Raw genomic sequence first — 14,548 nt, 5'->3', positions numbered from 1 at the left:
AAATTGTCGTCTATCCTTATTTATATTGCTGATTTAAAAAGAATTTAATGAATTACGTATCTTTACCTTTGTGGAAACGATTACACAGCCGTGACTATAATCACGTTTTTTTACCGACGAGTGTCCTACGCTAACCATCGACAGAATCAATAACTCAACTGGAGGGCGTTATGCCTGACAACAAAAAACAAGGGCGTTCAAACAAGACCATGACGTTCTTCGTCTGTTTCCTCGCCGCGCTGGCTGGCCTGCTGTTCGGCCTTGATATCGGTGTTATTGCGGGTGCCTTACCCTTTATTGCCAATGAGTTCCAGATTTCCGCTCACACTCAGGAGTGGGTGGTCAGCTCCATGATGTTCGGCGCCGCCGTCGGTGCGGTCGGCAGCGGCTGGCTCTCCTTCAAACTGGGCCGTAAAAAGAGCCTGATGATCGGCGCCATCCTCTTCGTCGCCGGCTCTCTGTTCTCCGCCGCCGCGCCAAACGTCGAGATCCTGCTGGTTTCCCGCGTGCTGCTGGGCCTGGCGGTGGGCGTCGCCTCCTACACCGCACCGCTGTATCTGTCGGAAATCGCTCCGGAGAAAATTCGCGGCAGTATGATTTCCATGTACCAGCTGATGATCACCATCGGTATTCTTGGCGCCTACCTCTCCGACACCGCTTTCAGCTACAGCGGCGCATGGCGCTGGATGCTCGGCGTAATCATTATTCCGGCGGTATTGCTGCTGATCGGCGTTATCTTCCTGCCGGACAGCCCGCGCTGGTTCGCCGCTAAACGTCGCTTTGTCGATGCCGAGCGCGTGCTGCTGCGCCTGCGCGATACCAGCGCCGAAGCGAAACGCGAGCTCGACGAGATCCGCGAAAGCCTGAAGGTAAAACAGTCCGGCTGGTCGCTGTTTAAAGACAACAGCAACTTCCGCCGCGCGGTGTTCCTCGGCATTCTGCTGCAGGTGATGCAGCAGTTCACCGGGATGAACGTCATCATGTACTACGCGCCGAAGATCTTTGAGCTGGCGGGCTATGCCAACACCACCGAGCAGATGTGGGGGACGGTGATCGTCGGCCTGACTAACGTGCTGGCTACCTTTATCGCCATCGGTCTGGTCGACCGCTGGGGCCGTAAACCGACGCTGATCCTTGGCTTTATCGTCATGGCCGCGGGGATGGGCGTGCTGGGCAGCATGATGCACATCGGCATTCACTCCTCAACCGCCCAGTACATCGCCGTCCTGATGCTGCTGATGTTTATCGTCGGTTTCGCCATGAGCGCCGGCCCGCTGATTTGGGTACTGTGTTCCGAAATCCAGCCGCTGAAAGGCCGCGACTTCGGTATCACCTGCTCCACGGCGACCAACTGGATTGCCAACATGATTGTCGGGGCCACCTTCCTGACCATGCTCAATTCGCTGGGCAGCGCCAACACCTTCTGGGTGTACGGCGGTCTGAACGTGCTGTTTATCCTGCTGACGCTGTGGCTGATCCCGGAAACCAAAAACGTCTCGCTGGAACATATCGAACGCAACCTGATGCAGGGTCGTCCGCTGCGCGAGATCGGCGCCCGCGATTAACCCGCCTGAGCTTCCTCCCCTCACGGGAGGAAGCTTCCTCTTGCTCTCCCCCCTCCGCCGCACTATCCTCTGGCGCTATGAAAACACCCCGTATTCCCATCGCTATTCAGCAGGCCGTGATGCGCAGCCTGCGGGAGCATCTCGCCAAAGCGAACCTCAAGCTGGAACGCCGCTACGCGGAGCCGACGCTGGTCTACCAGCAGCGCGGTACCTCCGCCGGCACCGCCTGGCTGGAGAAAAACGAAATTCGTTTAAACCCGGTGCTGCTGCTGGAGAATCAGCAGGAGTTTATCGATGAAGTGGTGCCCCATGAGCTGGCGCACCTGCTGGTGTGGCAACACTTTGGCCGGGTAGCCCCGCACGGCAAAGAGTGGAAATGGATGATGGAGAGCGTCCTGGGCGTTCCCGCGCGTCGCACCCACCGTTTTGAACTTGATTCGGTCCGCCAGAATACCTTCCCCTACCGCTGCCGCTGCCAGCAGCATCAGCTCACCGTTCGTCGCCATAACCGGGTGGTGCGCGGCGAAGCCACTTACCGCTGCGTGCGCTGCGGCGATCTGCTGGTGGCTGAAAAATAACCATTGGAATTAATTAGAAACTTTCTGATCTGACTGATTGCATCCGGCACCCTCATTCGCTACGTTGCGGGCTCGTTTTGACACGGAGTGAACGATGTCCCGTATGCATGTTTTAGCCGTTGCAGTATTGTGCACGGCAGTGAGTGGCCCGCTTGCGGCCGCCGAAATTACCAGCTTTTCCCAGGCCAAGGCCGCAGGCGTCAAAGTAAACGCCGACGTTCCCGGCGACTTTTACTGCGGCTGTAAAATTGACTGGCAGGGTAAAAAAGGCGTTATCGATCTGGAATCTTGCGGCTATAAAGTGCGTAAAAATGAGAACCGCGCCAGCCGGGTTGAGTGGGAACACGTGGTGCCGGCGTGGCAGTTCGGCCATCAGCGCCAGTGCTGGCAGGAGGGTGGACGTAAAAACTGCGCCAAAGATCCGGAGTACCGCAAGATGGAAAGCGACATGCACAATCTGCAGCCGGCGGTGGGAGAAGTGAATGGCGATCGCGGCAACTTTATGTACAGCCAGTGGAACGGCGGTGAAGGCCAGTACGGCCAGTGCACCATGAAGGTCGATTTTAAAGATAAAATCGCCGAGCCCCCTGCCCGCGCACGCGGCGCCATCGCCCGCACCTACTTCTATATGCGCGACCGCTACCAGCTGAATCTTTCCCGCCAGCAAACTCAGCTGTTTACCGCCTGGAATAAACAGTACCCGGTCACCGCCTGGGAGTGTGAACGCGATGAACGCATCGCGAAAGTACAGGGCAACCATAATCCGTATGTCCTGCAGGCTTGCCAGGCGCAAAAGAGCTAACCTACACTAGCGGCAATTGTTAATTTGCAGCCCTGTGCTTCCCGCCCAATGGCGGGAAGCTGGCATCTGCGCAAAGAACGGAATATCAAGCATGCGCATTCCTCGCATCCATCATCCAGAACGCCTCATTGTCGGCAGCCTGATCGCGTTGAGCGATGACGCGGCCAACCACGTCGGCCGCGTCCTGCGCATGACCGCTGGTCAGCACCTTCAGCTCTTCGACGGCAGTAACCAGGTGTTTGACGCCGTCATCACCGAGGCCGGTAAGAAAAACGTCGCAGTTGAAGTCCTCAGTGGCGAACCCGACGATCGGGAATCGCCGCTGCATATCCATTTAGGCCAGGTGATGTCCCGCGGCGAAAAAATGGAATTCACCATCCAGAAATCGATCGAACTCGGGGTAAGCCTCATAACGCCACTGTTTTCCGAGCGCTGCGGCGTTAAACTGGACGCCGAACGTTTGCAGAAAAAGATCCAGCAGTGGCAGAAAATCGCTATTGCCGCCTGCGAACAGAGCGGTCGTAATGTGGTACCGGAAATTCGTCCGGCGATGCAGCTGGAGGAGTGGTGCGCCGAGCAGGACAGCGGGCTGAAGCTCAACCTGCACCCGCGCGCCAGCGCCAGCATTAACACGCTGCCGCTGCCGGTTGAACGCGTCCGTCTGCTGATTGGCCCGGAAGGCGGGCTGTCGGCTGAAGAGATAGCGATGACCGCGAAATACCAGTTTACTGATATCCTGTTGGGACCGCGCGTTCTGCGTACAGAGACTACTGCGCTCACCGCCATCACCGCCCTGCAGGTGCGTTTTGGCGACTTAGGTTGAGGCGTTAACGGAGAAGAACCATGATCAAGCTCGGCATCGTGATGGATCCCATCGCAACCATCAACATCAAGAAAGACACCAGCTTCGCTATGTTGCTGGAGGCGCAGCGTCGCGGCTATGAACTCCATTATATGGAGATGAACGACCTCTATTTGATCAACGGCGAAGCCCGCGCCCGGACGCGCACGCTGAGCGTCGAACAGAACTACGACAAATGGTATGACTTCACCGGCGAACAGGACCTGCCGCTGGCGGATCTTGACGTCATTCTGATGCGTAAGGATCCGCCGTTTGATACCGAATTTATTTATGCGACCTATATTCTGGAGCGAGCGGAAGAGAAAGGCACGCTTATCGTCAACAAGCCGCAGAGCCTGCGCGACTGTAACGAGAAGCTGTTCACCGCCTGGTTCTCCGAGCTGACCCCGGAAACGCTGGTCACCCGCAATAAAGCCCAGCTGAAAGCCTTCTGGGAAAAGCACGGCGATATCATCATGAAGCCGCTCGACGGCATGGGCGGCGCCTCTATTTTCCGCGTCAAAGCCGGCGATCCGAACCTTGGGGTGATCGCCGAGACGCTGACCGAGCTGGGCAGCCGCTACTGCATGGCGCAGAACTATCTGCCAGCCATTAAAGATGGCGACAAGCGCGTGCTGGTGGTGGATGGCGAGCCGGTGCCTTACTGCCTGGCGCGCATTCCGCAGGGCGGCGAGACCCGCGGCAATCTGGCCGCCGGCGGCCGCGGCGAAGCTCGCCCGCTAACCGAAAGCGACTGGGACATCGCCCGCCGCGTCGGCCCGACGCTGAAGGCCAAAGGTCTTATCTTCGTCGGCCTGGATATCATCGGCGACCGTCTGACGGAGATTAACGTCACCAGCCCCACCTGCGTACGTGAGATCGAAGCCGCCTTCCCGGATATTTCGATCACCGGCATGCTGATGGACGCTATCGAAAGACGTCTCGCCCGATAAGCACTACGCGGACGAACGTCCGCTCAGGGCACAGCGAGCGCGGATCGCCGCGCTGGTGAAACCCTTCCAGCCAGGCGCCGCTCAGGCGCCTGCCAGATAAAGTGCATCGACACCATTCTACTTTGCCCGCATACTGGGTGTTGCTTTTTGAACCAGGAACAGAACCTCTGACAATGAATTTACAGCATCACTTTCTGATTGCCATGCCTGCGCTTCAGGACCCCATTTTCCGCCGCTCCGTGGTCTATATCTGCGAGTATAACGACGAGGGTGCCATGGGCATTATTATCAATAAGCCGCTGGAAAATCTGCAGGTGGAAGGGATCCTTGAGAAGCTCAAAATTGTCCCGGAGCCGCGTAATCCGGAGATCCGCCTGGATAAACCGGTGATGCTGGGCGGCCCGCTGGCGGAAGACCGCGGCTTTATTTTACATACCCCGCCCTCTGACTTTTCCTCAAGCATCCGTATCTCGGATAACACGGTGATCACCACCTCGCGGGATGTCCTCGAAACCTTAGGCACCGACCGGCAGCCGGGCAACGTGCTGGTTGCGCTGGGCTACTCCTCGTGGGAGAAAGGGCAGCTGGAGCAGGAGATTTTAGATAATGCCTGGCTCACCGCCCCGGCGGACCAGAATATTCTTTTCCGTACGCCCATCGCCGATCGCTGGCGCGAGGCGGCTAAACTGATTGGCATCGACATCGTGACGATGCCAGGCGTCGCGGGGCATGCATGATGAGCGGAACCTTTCTCGGCTTTGATTTCGGGACGAAAAGCATCGGTGTGGCGGTGGGGCAACGCATCACCGCCACCGCCCGGCCACTGCCGGCGCTGAAGGCGCAGGACGGCAAACCGGACTGGAATATCATCGAAAAACTGCTTAAGGAGTGGCAGCCTGAGGCGGTGATCGTCGGCCTGCCGCTGAATATGGACGGCACCGAGCAACCGCTGACGGCGCGCGCACGTAATTTCGCCAATAAAATTCATGGCCGCTTTGGCGTCGCGATCCTTCTCCACGATGAACGTCTGAGTACGGTTGAGGCCCGGGCGGGCCTGTTCGAACACGGCGGCTATCGGGCGCTAAATAAAGGCAGCGTCGATTCGGCCTCTGCGGTGGTCATTCTGGAAAGCTACTTCGAGCAGAGCTTTTAAGCTCTGTCTTCTGCGCCGCCGGCGAACCGCTAACGGCGCACATCCTCCCGCCTAGTGGCGCAGATGTTCGTTAGCCCAGCTCACCGCCTGGGTGCGATTCTTAACGCTCAGCTTACGGAACACGTTATACAGGTGCGTCCGCACCGTGTTCTCGCTGATAAACAGCGCGCGGGCAATATCCAGGTTGGTCGCGCCGCAGCGCAGTTCGTTGAGGATCTCGCATTCTCGTTCGGTCAGCGGCGAGTTTTCAACCGGCGCCGATGTATGGTCCGCAGCGTACATCGCCGGGTGCATCACGCTCAATTCAGCCGTCTGTTCGCCGTTCAGCACGGCCTTGACGCCCTCAATTAAGCGCGATTCATCATCGTCATGGCGGAACACGCCATATAAAGCCGGCCACTGCGCCATTTCGTATAACTCATACTTTTGCGCGCTGTTGATAATCAGCAAGCGGGGATTATCTGACTGAAGCCGAATAATATCTCGCCACACCCCGTTTAATTTCTTATTTGAAACGGCGATATCAAATAATATTACAGAGTCTTTCGCCAGTCGCTGCGCCAGCGGTTTATTAATATTTTGTAAAACTACCGGTGCCATCAGGGTTTCACTGAGATAGCTGGCAAAGGCTTTACTCTGGATTGACGGGTGGGTAATAAATGTAACCTGACGAGAAGATGATGAATTTCCATTTAAATTAATCACTTAAAACTCTCCTTAGCTGCTATCCACCGTCATGGTGGTTAAATGAATAAAAAAATATACAATCAGTCATGAATTTATAAATAGCCTTAGCAATTTACAAATTGAAACGTTATTCCATGAGAATCATCCTATTCCCGTAAACAGCATAAATCGAATACCGCAAAGCTGTCAAAAGGTAATCAAACTTTTTTCCTGGAAATGCGTATTCACTGTCGAAATATCCCAGCTGAATGTCTTATTTGAATTTATTCAGAAAGATTATTTGTATTATCAAATAATATCCAAAAACAGTATTTAAACATTCAGTTAACACATCATTTTAACCACCCAACCCGCTTCACGCCCCCCTTACAGCTGGCCTGTGGCCACACGTTGCTGAAAACTCTGGGTAAATGTCAGCATTCCGGCCTGCATCCCGGTCTGCATTACACCGGGCAGCTGGTGCACTTTTCCTTCGCGGATCAAATTCGCCACCGCCGGCGTATTGACCAGAAGCTCGTATAGCGCAACTCTGCCGCCCTGACGTGCGGGTAATAATTTTTGCGCCAGCACCGCGCACAGGCTTCCGGCCAGCTGACTCCGAACCTGATCTTTCTCCTCTGCCGGAAAGACATCGATCAATCTCTCCACCGCCGGCGCCGCGCCGCGGGTGTGTAATGTCGCCATCACCAGATGCCCGGTTTCCGCAGCCGTCAACGCCAGACGGATGGTTTCGCTGTCGCGTAACTCCCCAAGCAGGATCACATCCGGATCCTGGCGCAGCGCCACCCGAAGCGCCGCGGAGAACGAAGGACAGTGACGGCCAATCTCCCGCTGCTGGATCAGGCAGCGCTCGCTGTGATGAATAAACTCCACCGGATCCTCCAGCGTCAGAATATGGCCATCAAGATGCTGGTTGAGATGCCCGACCATCGCCGCCAGGGTAGTCGACTTGCCGCTGCCCGTCGCCCCGGTGACCAGCAGCAAGCCACTCTCTTCCGCCAGCAGCTCGCTTAGCGCAGGCGGCGCGCCCAGCGTCTCCAGACGCGGGCACTGAACGGGCAGCAGACGCAGCACCAGCGATATTCCGCGCGTATGGGCGAAAGCGCTGGCGCGTAGCCGCGAACCGCAGGCCAGAGTCAGCGCAAAGTCAATCTGGCCGTGCTCCTGCCAGTGCTGGAACTGTGCGGCATCGAGCCAGTCGTTGAGTAAATCCGCGATATCCGGCGCGGGAAAGGGAGCGGCCTCCAGCTTGCCCTGCCGCCGCCAGCGCGGTGCGGCGGAATTGCACAGGTGTAGATCGGAGACATTATGCTTTACACTAAGGGCTACGATTTCTTCCAGCTTCATAACTCATCCTCGGAATATGAACGATATTGCGCATAACCTGGCACAGGTCCGGGACAAAATCTCCGGTGCCGCCGCCCGTTGCGGGCGTGCGCCAGAAGAAGTGACATTGCTTGCAGTGAGTAAAACGAAACCTGCGAGCGCGATCGAAGAAGCCATCGCGGCAGGCCAGCGGGCATTTGGTGAAAACTACGTCCAGGAGGGCGTGGAGAAGATTAACCATTTCCAGCAGGCAGGCGTCAGCGGTCTGCAGTGGCACTTTATTGGCCCCCTGCAGTCCAACAAAAGCCGGCTGGTGGCCGAACATTTTGACTGGTGCCACACCGTCGATCGGTTGAAAATCGCCACCCGCCTGAACGAGCAGCGCCCGGCGCATTTGCCGCCGCTGAAGGTACTGATTCAAATCAACATTAGCGATGAGCAGAGTAAATCCGGCATCCCGCTGGAAGCGCTCGATGCTTTAGCGGCGGAGATCGCTGAGTTACCTCATCTGGAGCTGCGCGGCCTGATGGCGATCCCCGCGCCTGAGTCAGAATATGTAAGGCAGTTTGCCGTCGCCCAGCAAATGGCGGTAGCATTTGCGCGGTTAAAAACGCGGTACCCCACGGTCGATACGTTGTCTCTGGGAATGTCGGACGATATGGAAGCCGCTATCGCGGCGGGAAGCACAATGGTGCGCATCGGCACGGCCATTTTTGGTGCGCGCGACTACAGCAAATAATAAGGAATCTGAGGAACGCCATGAAGACGTTGACTTTCCTGCTTTCAACGGTCATTGAGCTTTACACGATGGTCGTGTTGTTACGCGTCTGGATGCAGTGGGCGCGCTGCGACTTTTACAACCCGTTTTCGCAGTTTGTGGTAAAGGCCACGCAGCCGATTGTCGGGCCGCTGCGCCGGATTATCCCGGCAATGGGGCCGATTGACAGCGCCTCGCTGCTGGTGGCATTCATCCTCTGCGTCATCAAAGCGATCGTACTGTTTATGGTGATCACCTTCCAGCCGATCATCTGGATCTCCGCTCTGCTTATTCTGCTGAAAACCATCGGCTCGCTGATCTTCTGGGTGCTCCTGCTGATGGCGATCATGAGCTGGGTCAGCCAGGGACGCAGCCCGGTGGAATATGTGCTGATGCAGCTGGCGGACCCGCTGCTGCGCCCTATCCGCAACCTGCTGCCGTCGATGGGCGGTATCGATTTCTCACCGATGGTGCTGGTGCTGCTGCTGTACGTGATCAATATGGGTATCGCCGAGGTGCTGCAGGCCACCGGTAACGTACTGCTGCCGGGGCTGTGGATGGCGCTATGAGTGCCGTTGAAAGCTGCGCTGACGGGCTGGTGCTGAGGCTGTATATTCAGCCGAAGGCCAGCCGCGACAGCATCGTGGGCGTGCATGGCGACGAGCTCAAAGTCGCCATTACCGCCCCGCCCGTTGATGGCCAGGCCAATGCCCATCTGGTGAAATTTCTCGCCAAACAGTTCCGCGTCGCCAAAAGCCAGGTACTGATTGAAAAAGGCGAGCTGGGCCGCCATAAGCAAGTTAAAATCATCGCCCCACAACAGATCCCGACTGCGGTCGCGGCGCTAACTGAATAAACAGGATTCATCATGCAAAAAGTCGTCCTCGCTACTGGCAACGCCGGTAAAGTGCGCGAACTGGCCTCGCTGCTGGAAGATTTTGGTCTCGATATCGTCGCTCAGACCGAGCTGGGCGTCGAGTCTGCGGAAGAGACCGGCCTGACCTTTATTGAAAACGCGATTCTGAAGGCGCGTCATGCGGCGCAGATCACCGGCCTGCCGGCTATCGCCGACGATTCCGGTCTGGCCGTCGATGCCCTGGGCGGCGCGCCGGGCATCTACTCCGCCCGCTATGCCGGCGTCGACGCCAGCGACCAGCAGAACCTTGAGAAACTGCTCGACGCCCTGCAGGACGTGCCGGACGACCAGCGCCAGGCGCAATTCCACTGCGTACTGGTCTATCTGCGCCATGCCGAGGATCCCACGCCGCTGGTGTGCCACGGCAGCTGGCCTGGGGTGATCGCCCGGAAAGCCGCGGGTCAGGGCGGTTTCGGCTACGATCCGATCTTCTTCGTCCCGTCAGAAGGAAAAACTGCGGCCGAACTGAGCCGTGAAGAAAAGAGCGCTATTTCCCATCGCGGGCAGGCGCTGAAATTGTTACTGGAAGCATTACGTAATGGCTAATTTGCCGCCGCTGAGTCTCTATATCCATATTCCCTGGTGCGTGCAGAAATGCCCGTACTGCGACTTTAATTCGCATGCGCTGAAAGGCGAAGTGCCGCACGATGACTACGTCCAGCATCTGCTGAACGATCTGCGGGCCGATGCGCAGTATGCCCAGGGACGGGAAATAGGCACCATTTTTATCGGCGGCGGTACGCCGAGCCTGCTGTCCGGCCCGGCCATGCAAACCCTGCTCGATGGCGTCCGCGCCTGCCTGCCGCTGGCCGCCGGGGCGGAAATCACCATGGAAGCCAACCCGGGCACCGTGGAGGCCGATCGCTTCGTTGATTACCAGCGCGCCGGGGTGAATCGCATCTCCATCGGCGTACAAAGCTTTAGCGAACCGAAGCTGCAGCGGCTGGGGCGGATCCACGGCCCGGAAGAGGCCAAACGCGCGGCACGCCTCGCCAGCGGCCTGGGCCTGCGCAGTTTCAATCTCGACCTGATGCACGGTTTGCCGGACCAGTCTCTGGAGGAGGCGCTGGACGATCTGCGTCAGGCCATTGCTCTCAACCCGCCGCATCTCTCGTGGTACCAGCTGACCATTGAGCCGAACACCTTGTTCGGCTCCCGGCCGCCGGTGCTGCCGGATGACGACGCGCTATGGGATATTTTCGAGCAGGGGCATCAGCTGCTGAGCGCCGCCGGCTACCAGCAGTACGAGACTTCCGCTTACGCCAAACCGGGCTATCAGTGTCAGCATAATCTCAACTACTGGCGCTTTGGCGACTACCTTGGCATCGGCTGCGGCGCGCACGGCAAGATAACCTTCCCGGACGGGCGCATTCTGCGTACCGCCAAAACCCGCCACCCGCGCGGCTATATGGAAGGCCGCTACCTCGAACGTCAGCATGATGTGGAAGAGGCGGATAAACCGTTTGAGTTCTTTATGAACCGTTTTCGCCTGCTGGAGGCCGCGCCGCGCGCGGAATTCCGCCGTTATACCGGTCTTGATGAAGCGGCGATCCGTCCGCAGCTGGACGCGGCGATAGCTCAGGGCTATCTGCAGGAAGACGAGCAGAACTGGCAGATCACCGAGCATGGAAAGCTGTTTTTAAATTCTCTTCTCGAACTATTCCTTAGCGAATAAATATCGTTATCCCATTCCCGCCAGGCAGAGTGCGGGAATGGGAATAACTCGATACCTCCGCCATATATACCTTATTATATCCGATTCATTCTTATTAAATATTCCACCCTTAAATTAATTTGCATTAATTAATACAAGCCAAATATCAATCCAGCAATAAGTTCGGTTATTTCCTTACCTCATTGCCAGAAAGTGTGAGTCAGGTAGCTTAAAGATGTACGACAACAAAGATAATATGTCATACAGAAATAAAGCATGATGCTAAAGATATTGACCAATTATCCCAAGTGCATGGAGCCAACTCATGAAAAAATACCCTTTTTATCGTTCTCTGGTAGGTATAGCTTTACTGGCCCTACTCTCCGCAGGGGCCGTCGCGGCTGAAAAAGTCACGTTAAAACTGGCACATAACCTTGAGCGCAGCCATGTGGTGCATCAGGCGCTGGAGGAGATGTCCAGAGAGGTAAACCAGCTTTCTGACGGTAAGATGAAGATTCGTATTTACCCCAGTAGTCAGATGGGCAGCGCGCGCGAGACCATGGAGTTATTACAAAACGGCGCGCTGGATATGACCAAAGGTTCCGCCAGCGATCTGGAGTCCTTCGATAATATTTACGCCATTTATAATTTACCCTTCCTGTTTAACGACCAGAATCACTTCAATAAAGTCGTCTTCGGCGAGGTGGGCAAGGAAATAATGAACTCGACGAAAGAGAAAGGATTCTTTGCCCTTTCCGCTTATGTCGCCGGGACGCGAAGCTTTTATGCCAAAAAGCCCATTACTAAACCGGAAGATTTAAAAGGACTGAAGATCCGCGTCCAGGCCAGTCCGACAACGTTAAAAATGGTCGAATTAATGGGCGGTTCCCCGACCCCCATCTCCTTTGGTGAAGTTTATACCGCCATGCAGCAGGGGGTGGTTGACGGCGCGGAAAATAACGTTCCCTCCTGGGTGCAGACGCGCCATATCGAAATCGCGAAAGTATTCTCTGAAGATGAGCACGCCTCCATCCCTGACTTCCTCGTTATATCCAGCAAAACCTGGGACAAGCTGACGCCGGATCAGCAGCACATTCTGATCAAAGCGGCGAAAGCCTCAGAGATTTATCAGCAACAGCTGTGGCGGAAGATCGATGCCGATACCCGCGCGCAGGCCAAAGCCCTGGGCGGAGAAATAGTCAAAGTAGATAAAGCGCCGTTCCGCGCCGCCGTGCAGCCGCTATACGATGACTTTAAAAAAGATCCCAGCCAGGCCGCCCTGCTGGCCAAATTTGAAGCTGCCGCGGAATAACCTTTAACGGGCCGGCCGCTGGCCCGTTTGCACCAGGAAATCAACGATGATACTTAACCGCATTAAGCTGGCGGTGGACCGCACCATCGCCGCCTTCTCTGTCGCTGTAATGATTGCGCTGGTTGTCTGCGTCGTCTGGCAGGTATTCAGCCGCTACGTGCTCAACCAGCCAAGCACCCTGACCGACGAGCTGGCGCGCTTCTTAATGATCTGGGTCGGGCTACTGGGCGCGGCCTATACGGTCGGCGCCCAGCGTCACCTGGCGATTGATTTACTCACCATGACGCTCTCTCCCCGCAGGCAGGCGCTTTTCAGCGTCATCATTAACCTGCTGATCCTGCTGTTTGCCGGCGCAGTGATTGTGACCGGCGGCGTAAAACTGATTGCAAAAACGCTGTCGACCGCCCAGGTCTCAGCCGCGATGCAGATCCCTATGGGCTACGTGTATCTGATCCTGCCGCTCACCGGGATCATGATGATGTTTTACGCATTGTGTTTTATCAGAAACGGCCTGAAAAACATCAAACATGCAGAATAAGGAGCAACTCATGGATAGCTATATTGCACTGACGCTGTTTGGCGCTTTCTTTATTCTGGTTTTTATTGGCGTTCCCATCTCCTTCGCCATCGGTATCGCTACCGTTGGTTCGATGCTGCTGATGTTTCCCTGGGATATCGCGGTGATTACCGTGTCTCAACGCCTGGCGAACGGGCTTGATAACTTCGCGCTGCTGGCCATCCCCTTTTTTATCTTTGCCGGAACCCTGATGAACAGCGGCGGGATTGCCATACGTTTAATCAATCTGGCGCAGGTGATGGTCGGACGCGTGCCGGGCTCTCTGGGCCACGTCAACGTGCTGGCCAATATGATGTTCGGCTCGATTTCCGGTTCAGCCGTCGCCGCCGCCGCGGCGGTAGGCGGGACGCTGAATCCCATTCAGACGCAGAAAGGCTACGATCCGACCTTTTCCACAGCGGTAAACGTCTCATCCTGCATCACGGGTCTGCTTATTCCGCCGTCAAACGTCCTGATCGTCTTTTCCCTGACAGCCGGCGGCGTCTCGGTGGCCTCGCTGTTTATGGCCGGTTATCTGCCGGGCATTCTGATGGGTCTGTCCATCATGCTGGTCTGCGGCTGCATCGCTAAACGCCGCGGCTATCCGGTTTCCGAACGGCCGACCTGCGCCCAGGCGGCAAAGGCCTTTTTCGATGCTCTGCCCAGCCTGCTGCTGGTCATCATTGTGATGGGCGGGATCCTTGGCGGCATTTTTACCGCGACGGAAGCCTCTGCCATCGCCGTGGTCTACACCTTTATCCTGTCGGTACTGATCTATCGGGAAGTGAAGTGGCGCGATCTGCCGAAGCTGATTCTGGAATCGGTAGTCATGACCTCTATTGTGCTGCTGCTGATTGGCTTTTCGGTGGGCATGTCGTGGGCGATGACCAACGCCGACATTCCCTACATGATAAGCGATGCGCTAATGGGGGTGTCGGAAAACCCGGTGGTGATCCTGATGTTGATAAATATCGTGCTGCTAATCGTCGGCATTTTTATGGATATGACCCCTGCGGTGCTGATTTTCACGCCGATATTTCTGCCCATTGCTGAGGATTTGGGCATGAACCCGGTTCATTTCGGCATCATGATGGTCGCTAACCTGTGCATCGGCCTGCTGACCCCGCCGGTAGGCAGCGCGCTGTTTGTCGGCTGCTCCATTTCAGGGGTGAAAATTCAGCAGCTCATCAAACCGTTGCTGCCGTTCTACGCCGCCCTGCTGATCGCGCTGATGATGATTGTTTATATCCCGCCGATCTCGCTGTTTATTCCACAGCTGCTGGGGCTGATGTAGGGTTTTGCCCAGGAGAAGGGGCTCTCCTCCCTGAGGAAAAACGAGCGTTAGCCCCCGTGCTAACGCTTCTGCCCGGGCGGCGCTTAGCGCCCTGCCCGTCAGGCAAAAATCTTCAATATCAGAACATTGTGTCATCCGACAAGCCTATACCCGC

At 56.5% G+C, this 14,548-nt stretch carries 17 protein-coding genes; 15 read left to right on the top strand and 2 right to left on the bottom strand.

Translation table 11 applies throughout. The features are described from left to right. The first annotated feature begins 170 nt into the window (after nucleotides 1–170). From ACLH1U_RS07220 to ruvX, 7 genes are all read left to right on the top strand, one after another. On the top strand, nucleotides 171–1,565 hold the full coding sequence (locus ACLH1U_RS07220; RefSeq protein ID WP_004205171.1) for a sugar porter family MFS transporter: 1,395 nt from the start codon (nucleotides 171–173) through the stop codon (nucleotides 1,563–1,565). A 77-nt stretch (nucleotides 1,566–1,642) separates the two neighbouring features. Continuing rightward, nucleotides 1,643–2,143 carry a SprT family zinc-dependent metalloprotease gene (locus ACLH1U_RS07215; protein WP_032428989.1) on the top strand — a complete coding sequence of 167 codons (501 nt, stop codon included), beginning with the start codon at nucleotides 1,643–1,645 and terminating at the stop codon, nucleotides 2,141–2,143. A 94-nt stretch (nucleotides 2,144–2,237) separates the two neighbouring features. Beyond that, a complete protein-coding gene (gene endA / locus ACLH1U_RS07210) occupies nucleotides 2,238–2,945 on the top strand; it encodes a deoxyribonuclease I (protein WP_032454045.1) in 708 nt (235 codons plus the stop codon). 91 nt (nucleotides 2,946–3,036) lie between these two features. Next, nucleotides 3,037–3,768: a 16S rRNA (uracil(1498)-N(3))-methyltransferase gene (rsmE, locus tag ACLH1U_RS07205; RefSeq protein WP_023290991.1), complete on the top strand. Its 732-nt coding sequence runs from the start codon at nucleotides 3,037–3,039 to the stop codon at nucleotides 3,766–3,768. Nucleotides 3,769–3,788: 20 nt separating this feature from the next. Continuing rightward, the gene (gene gshB, locus ACLH1U_RS07200) at nucleotides 3,789–4,739 is read left to right on the top strand and encodes a glutathione synthase (RefSeq protein WP_004205176.1); all 951 of its coding nucleotides are present in this window, start codon (nucleotides 3,789–3,791) and stop codon (nucleotides 4,737–4,739) included. A gap of 173 nt (nucleotides 4,740–4,912) precedes the next feature. Further along, nucleotides 4,913–5,476 (top strand): YqgE/AlgH family protein, encoded by a 564-nt coding sequence (locus ACLH1U_RS07195; protein WP_002916603.1) that lies wholly within the window; start codon nucleotides 4,913–4,915, stop codon nucleotides 5,474–5,476. After that, entirely contained in the window at nucleotides 5,476–5,892 is a 417-nt protein-coding gene (gene ruvX / locus ACLH1U_RS07190) for a Holliday junction resolvase RuvX (protein ID WP_004205178.1), read from the top strand. The genes ACLH1U_RS07195 and ruvX overlap by 1 nt, the downstream gene beginning before the upstream one ends. 51 nt (nucleotides 5,893–5,943) lie before the next feature. Here ruvX and ACLH1U_RS07185 read toward each other — a convergent pair whose 3' ends face one another. Both ACLH1U_RS07185 and ACLH1U_RS07180 read right to left on the bottom strand, forming a co-directional pair. Next, nucleotides 5,944–6,597, bottom strand: coding sequence for a LuxR C-terminal-related transcriptional regulator (locus ACLH1U_RS07185; protein WP_032454048.1), 654 nt, complete (start codon nucleotides 6,595–6,597; stop codon nucleotides 5,944–5,946). A 348-nt stretch (nucleotides 6,598–6,945) separates the two neighbouring features. Beyond that, nucleotides 6,946–7,926, bottom strand: a complete 981-nt coding sequence (locus ACLH1U_RS07180) for a type IV pilus twitching motility protein PilT (RefSeq protein ID WP_032454049.1) — start codon at nucleotides 7,924–7,926, stop codon at nucleotides 6,946–6,948. 16 nt (nucleotides 7,927–7,942) lie between these two features. On the opposite strand from ACLH1U_RS07180, the gene ACLH1U_RS07175 reads away from it, so the two are divergent. From ACLH1U_RS07175 to ACLH1U_RS07140, 8 genes are all read left to right on the top strand, one after another. Next, nucleotides 7,943–8,644 (top strand): YggS family pyridoxal phosphate-dependent enzyme, encoded by a 702-nt coding sequence (locus ACLH1U_RS07175; protein ID WP_004205181.1) that lies wholly within the window; start codon nucleotides 7,943–7,945, stop codon nucleotides 8,642–8,644. 20 nt (nucleotides 8,645–8,664) lie between these two features. After that, complete coding sequence (locus ACLH1U_RS07170) at nucleotides 8,665–9,231, top strand: YggT family protein (protein ID WP_002916613.1); 567 nt, start codon at nucleotides 8,665–8,667, stop codon at nucleotides 9,229–9,231. Then, nucleotides 9,228–9,518 carry a DUF167 family protein YggU gene (yggU, locus tag ACLH1U_RS07165; protein WP_004205183.1) on the top strand — a complete coding sequence of 97 codons (291 nt, stop codon included), beginning with the start codon at nucleotides 9,228–9,230 and terminating at the stop codon, nucleotides 9,516–9,518. Before ACLH1U_RS07170 ends, yggU begins: the two co-directional genes overlap by 4 nt. Nucleotides 9,519–9,530: 12 nt before the next feature. Further along, nucleotides 9,531–10,124, top strand: a complete 594-nt coding sequence (locus ACLH1U_RS07160; RefSeq protein ID WP_023290995.1) for an XTP/dITP diphosphatase — start codon at nucleotides 9,531–9,533, stop codon at nucleotides 10,122–10,124. Continuing rightward, nucleotides 10,117–11,253: a radical SAM family heme chaperone HemW gene (gene hemW / locus ACLH1U_RS07155; protein ID WP_023319135.1), complete on the top strand. Its 1,137-nt coding sequence runs from the start codon at nucleotides 10,117–10,119 to the stop codon at nucleotides 11,251–11,253. The genes ACLH1U_RS07160 and hemW overlap by 8 nt, the downstream gene beginning before the upstream one ends. A 304-nt stretch (nucleotides 11,254–11,557) precedes the next feature. Next, nucleotides 11,558–12,544, top strand: a complete 987-nt coding sequence (locus ACLH1U_RS07150; protein WP_101989448.1) for a TRAP transporter substrate-binding protein — start codon at nucleotides 11,558–11,560, stop codon at nucleotides 12,542–12,544. Nucleotides 12,545–12,590: 46 nt separating this feature from the next. Beyond that, nucleotides 12,591–13,082 (top strand): TRAP transporter small permease, encoded by a 492-nt coding sequence (locus tag ACLH1U_RS07145; protein WP_105490954.1) that lies wholly within the window; start codon nucleotides 12,591–12,593, stop codon nucleotides 13,080–13,082. Between the two features lie 10 nt (nucleotides 13,083–13,092). Continuing rightward, nucleotides 13,093–14,394: a TRAP transporter large permease gene (locus ACLH1U_RS07140; RefSeq protein ID WP_068815616.1), complete on the top strand. Its 1,302-nt coding sequence runs from the start codon at nucleotides 13,093–13,095 to the stop codon at nucleotides 14,392–14,394. Nucleotides 14,395–14,548: the final 154 nt, after the last annotated feature.

Origin of the sequence: Klebsiella sp. 1SOBk5mer (assembly GCF_046603115.1) — a bacterium.
In the GTDB taxonomy this organism is placed as follows: domain Bacteria; phylum Pseudomonadota; class Gammaproteobacteria; order Enterobacterales; family Enterobacteriaceae; genus Klebsiella; species Klebsiella quasipneumoniae.
Note: the sequence above shows the minus strand (reverse complement) of the source record. Positions and strands in the feature narration are given on the sequence as shown.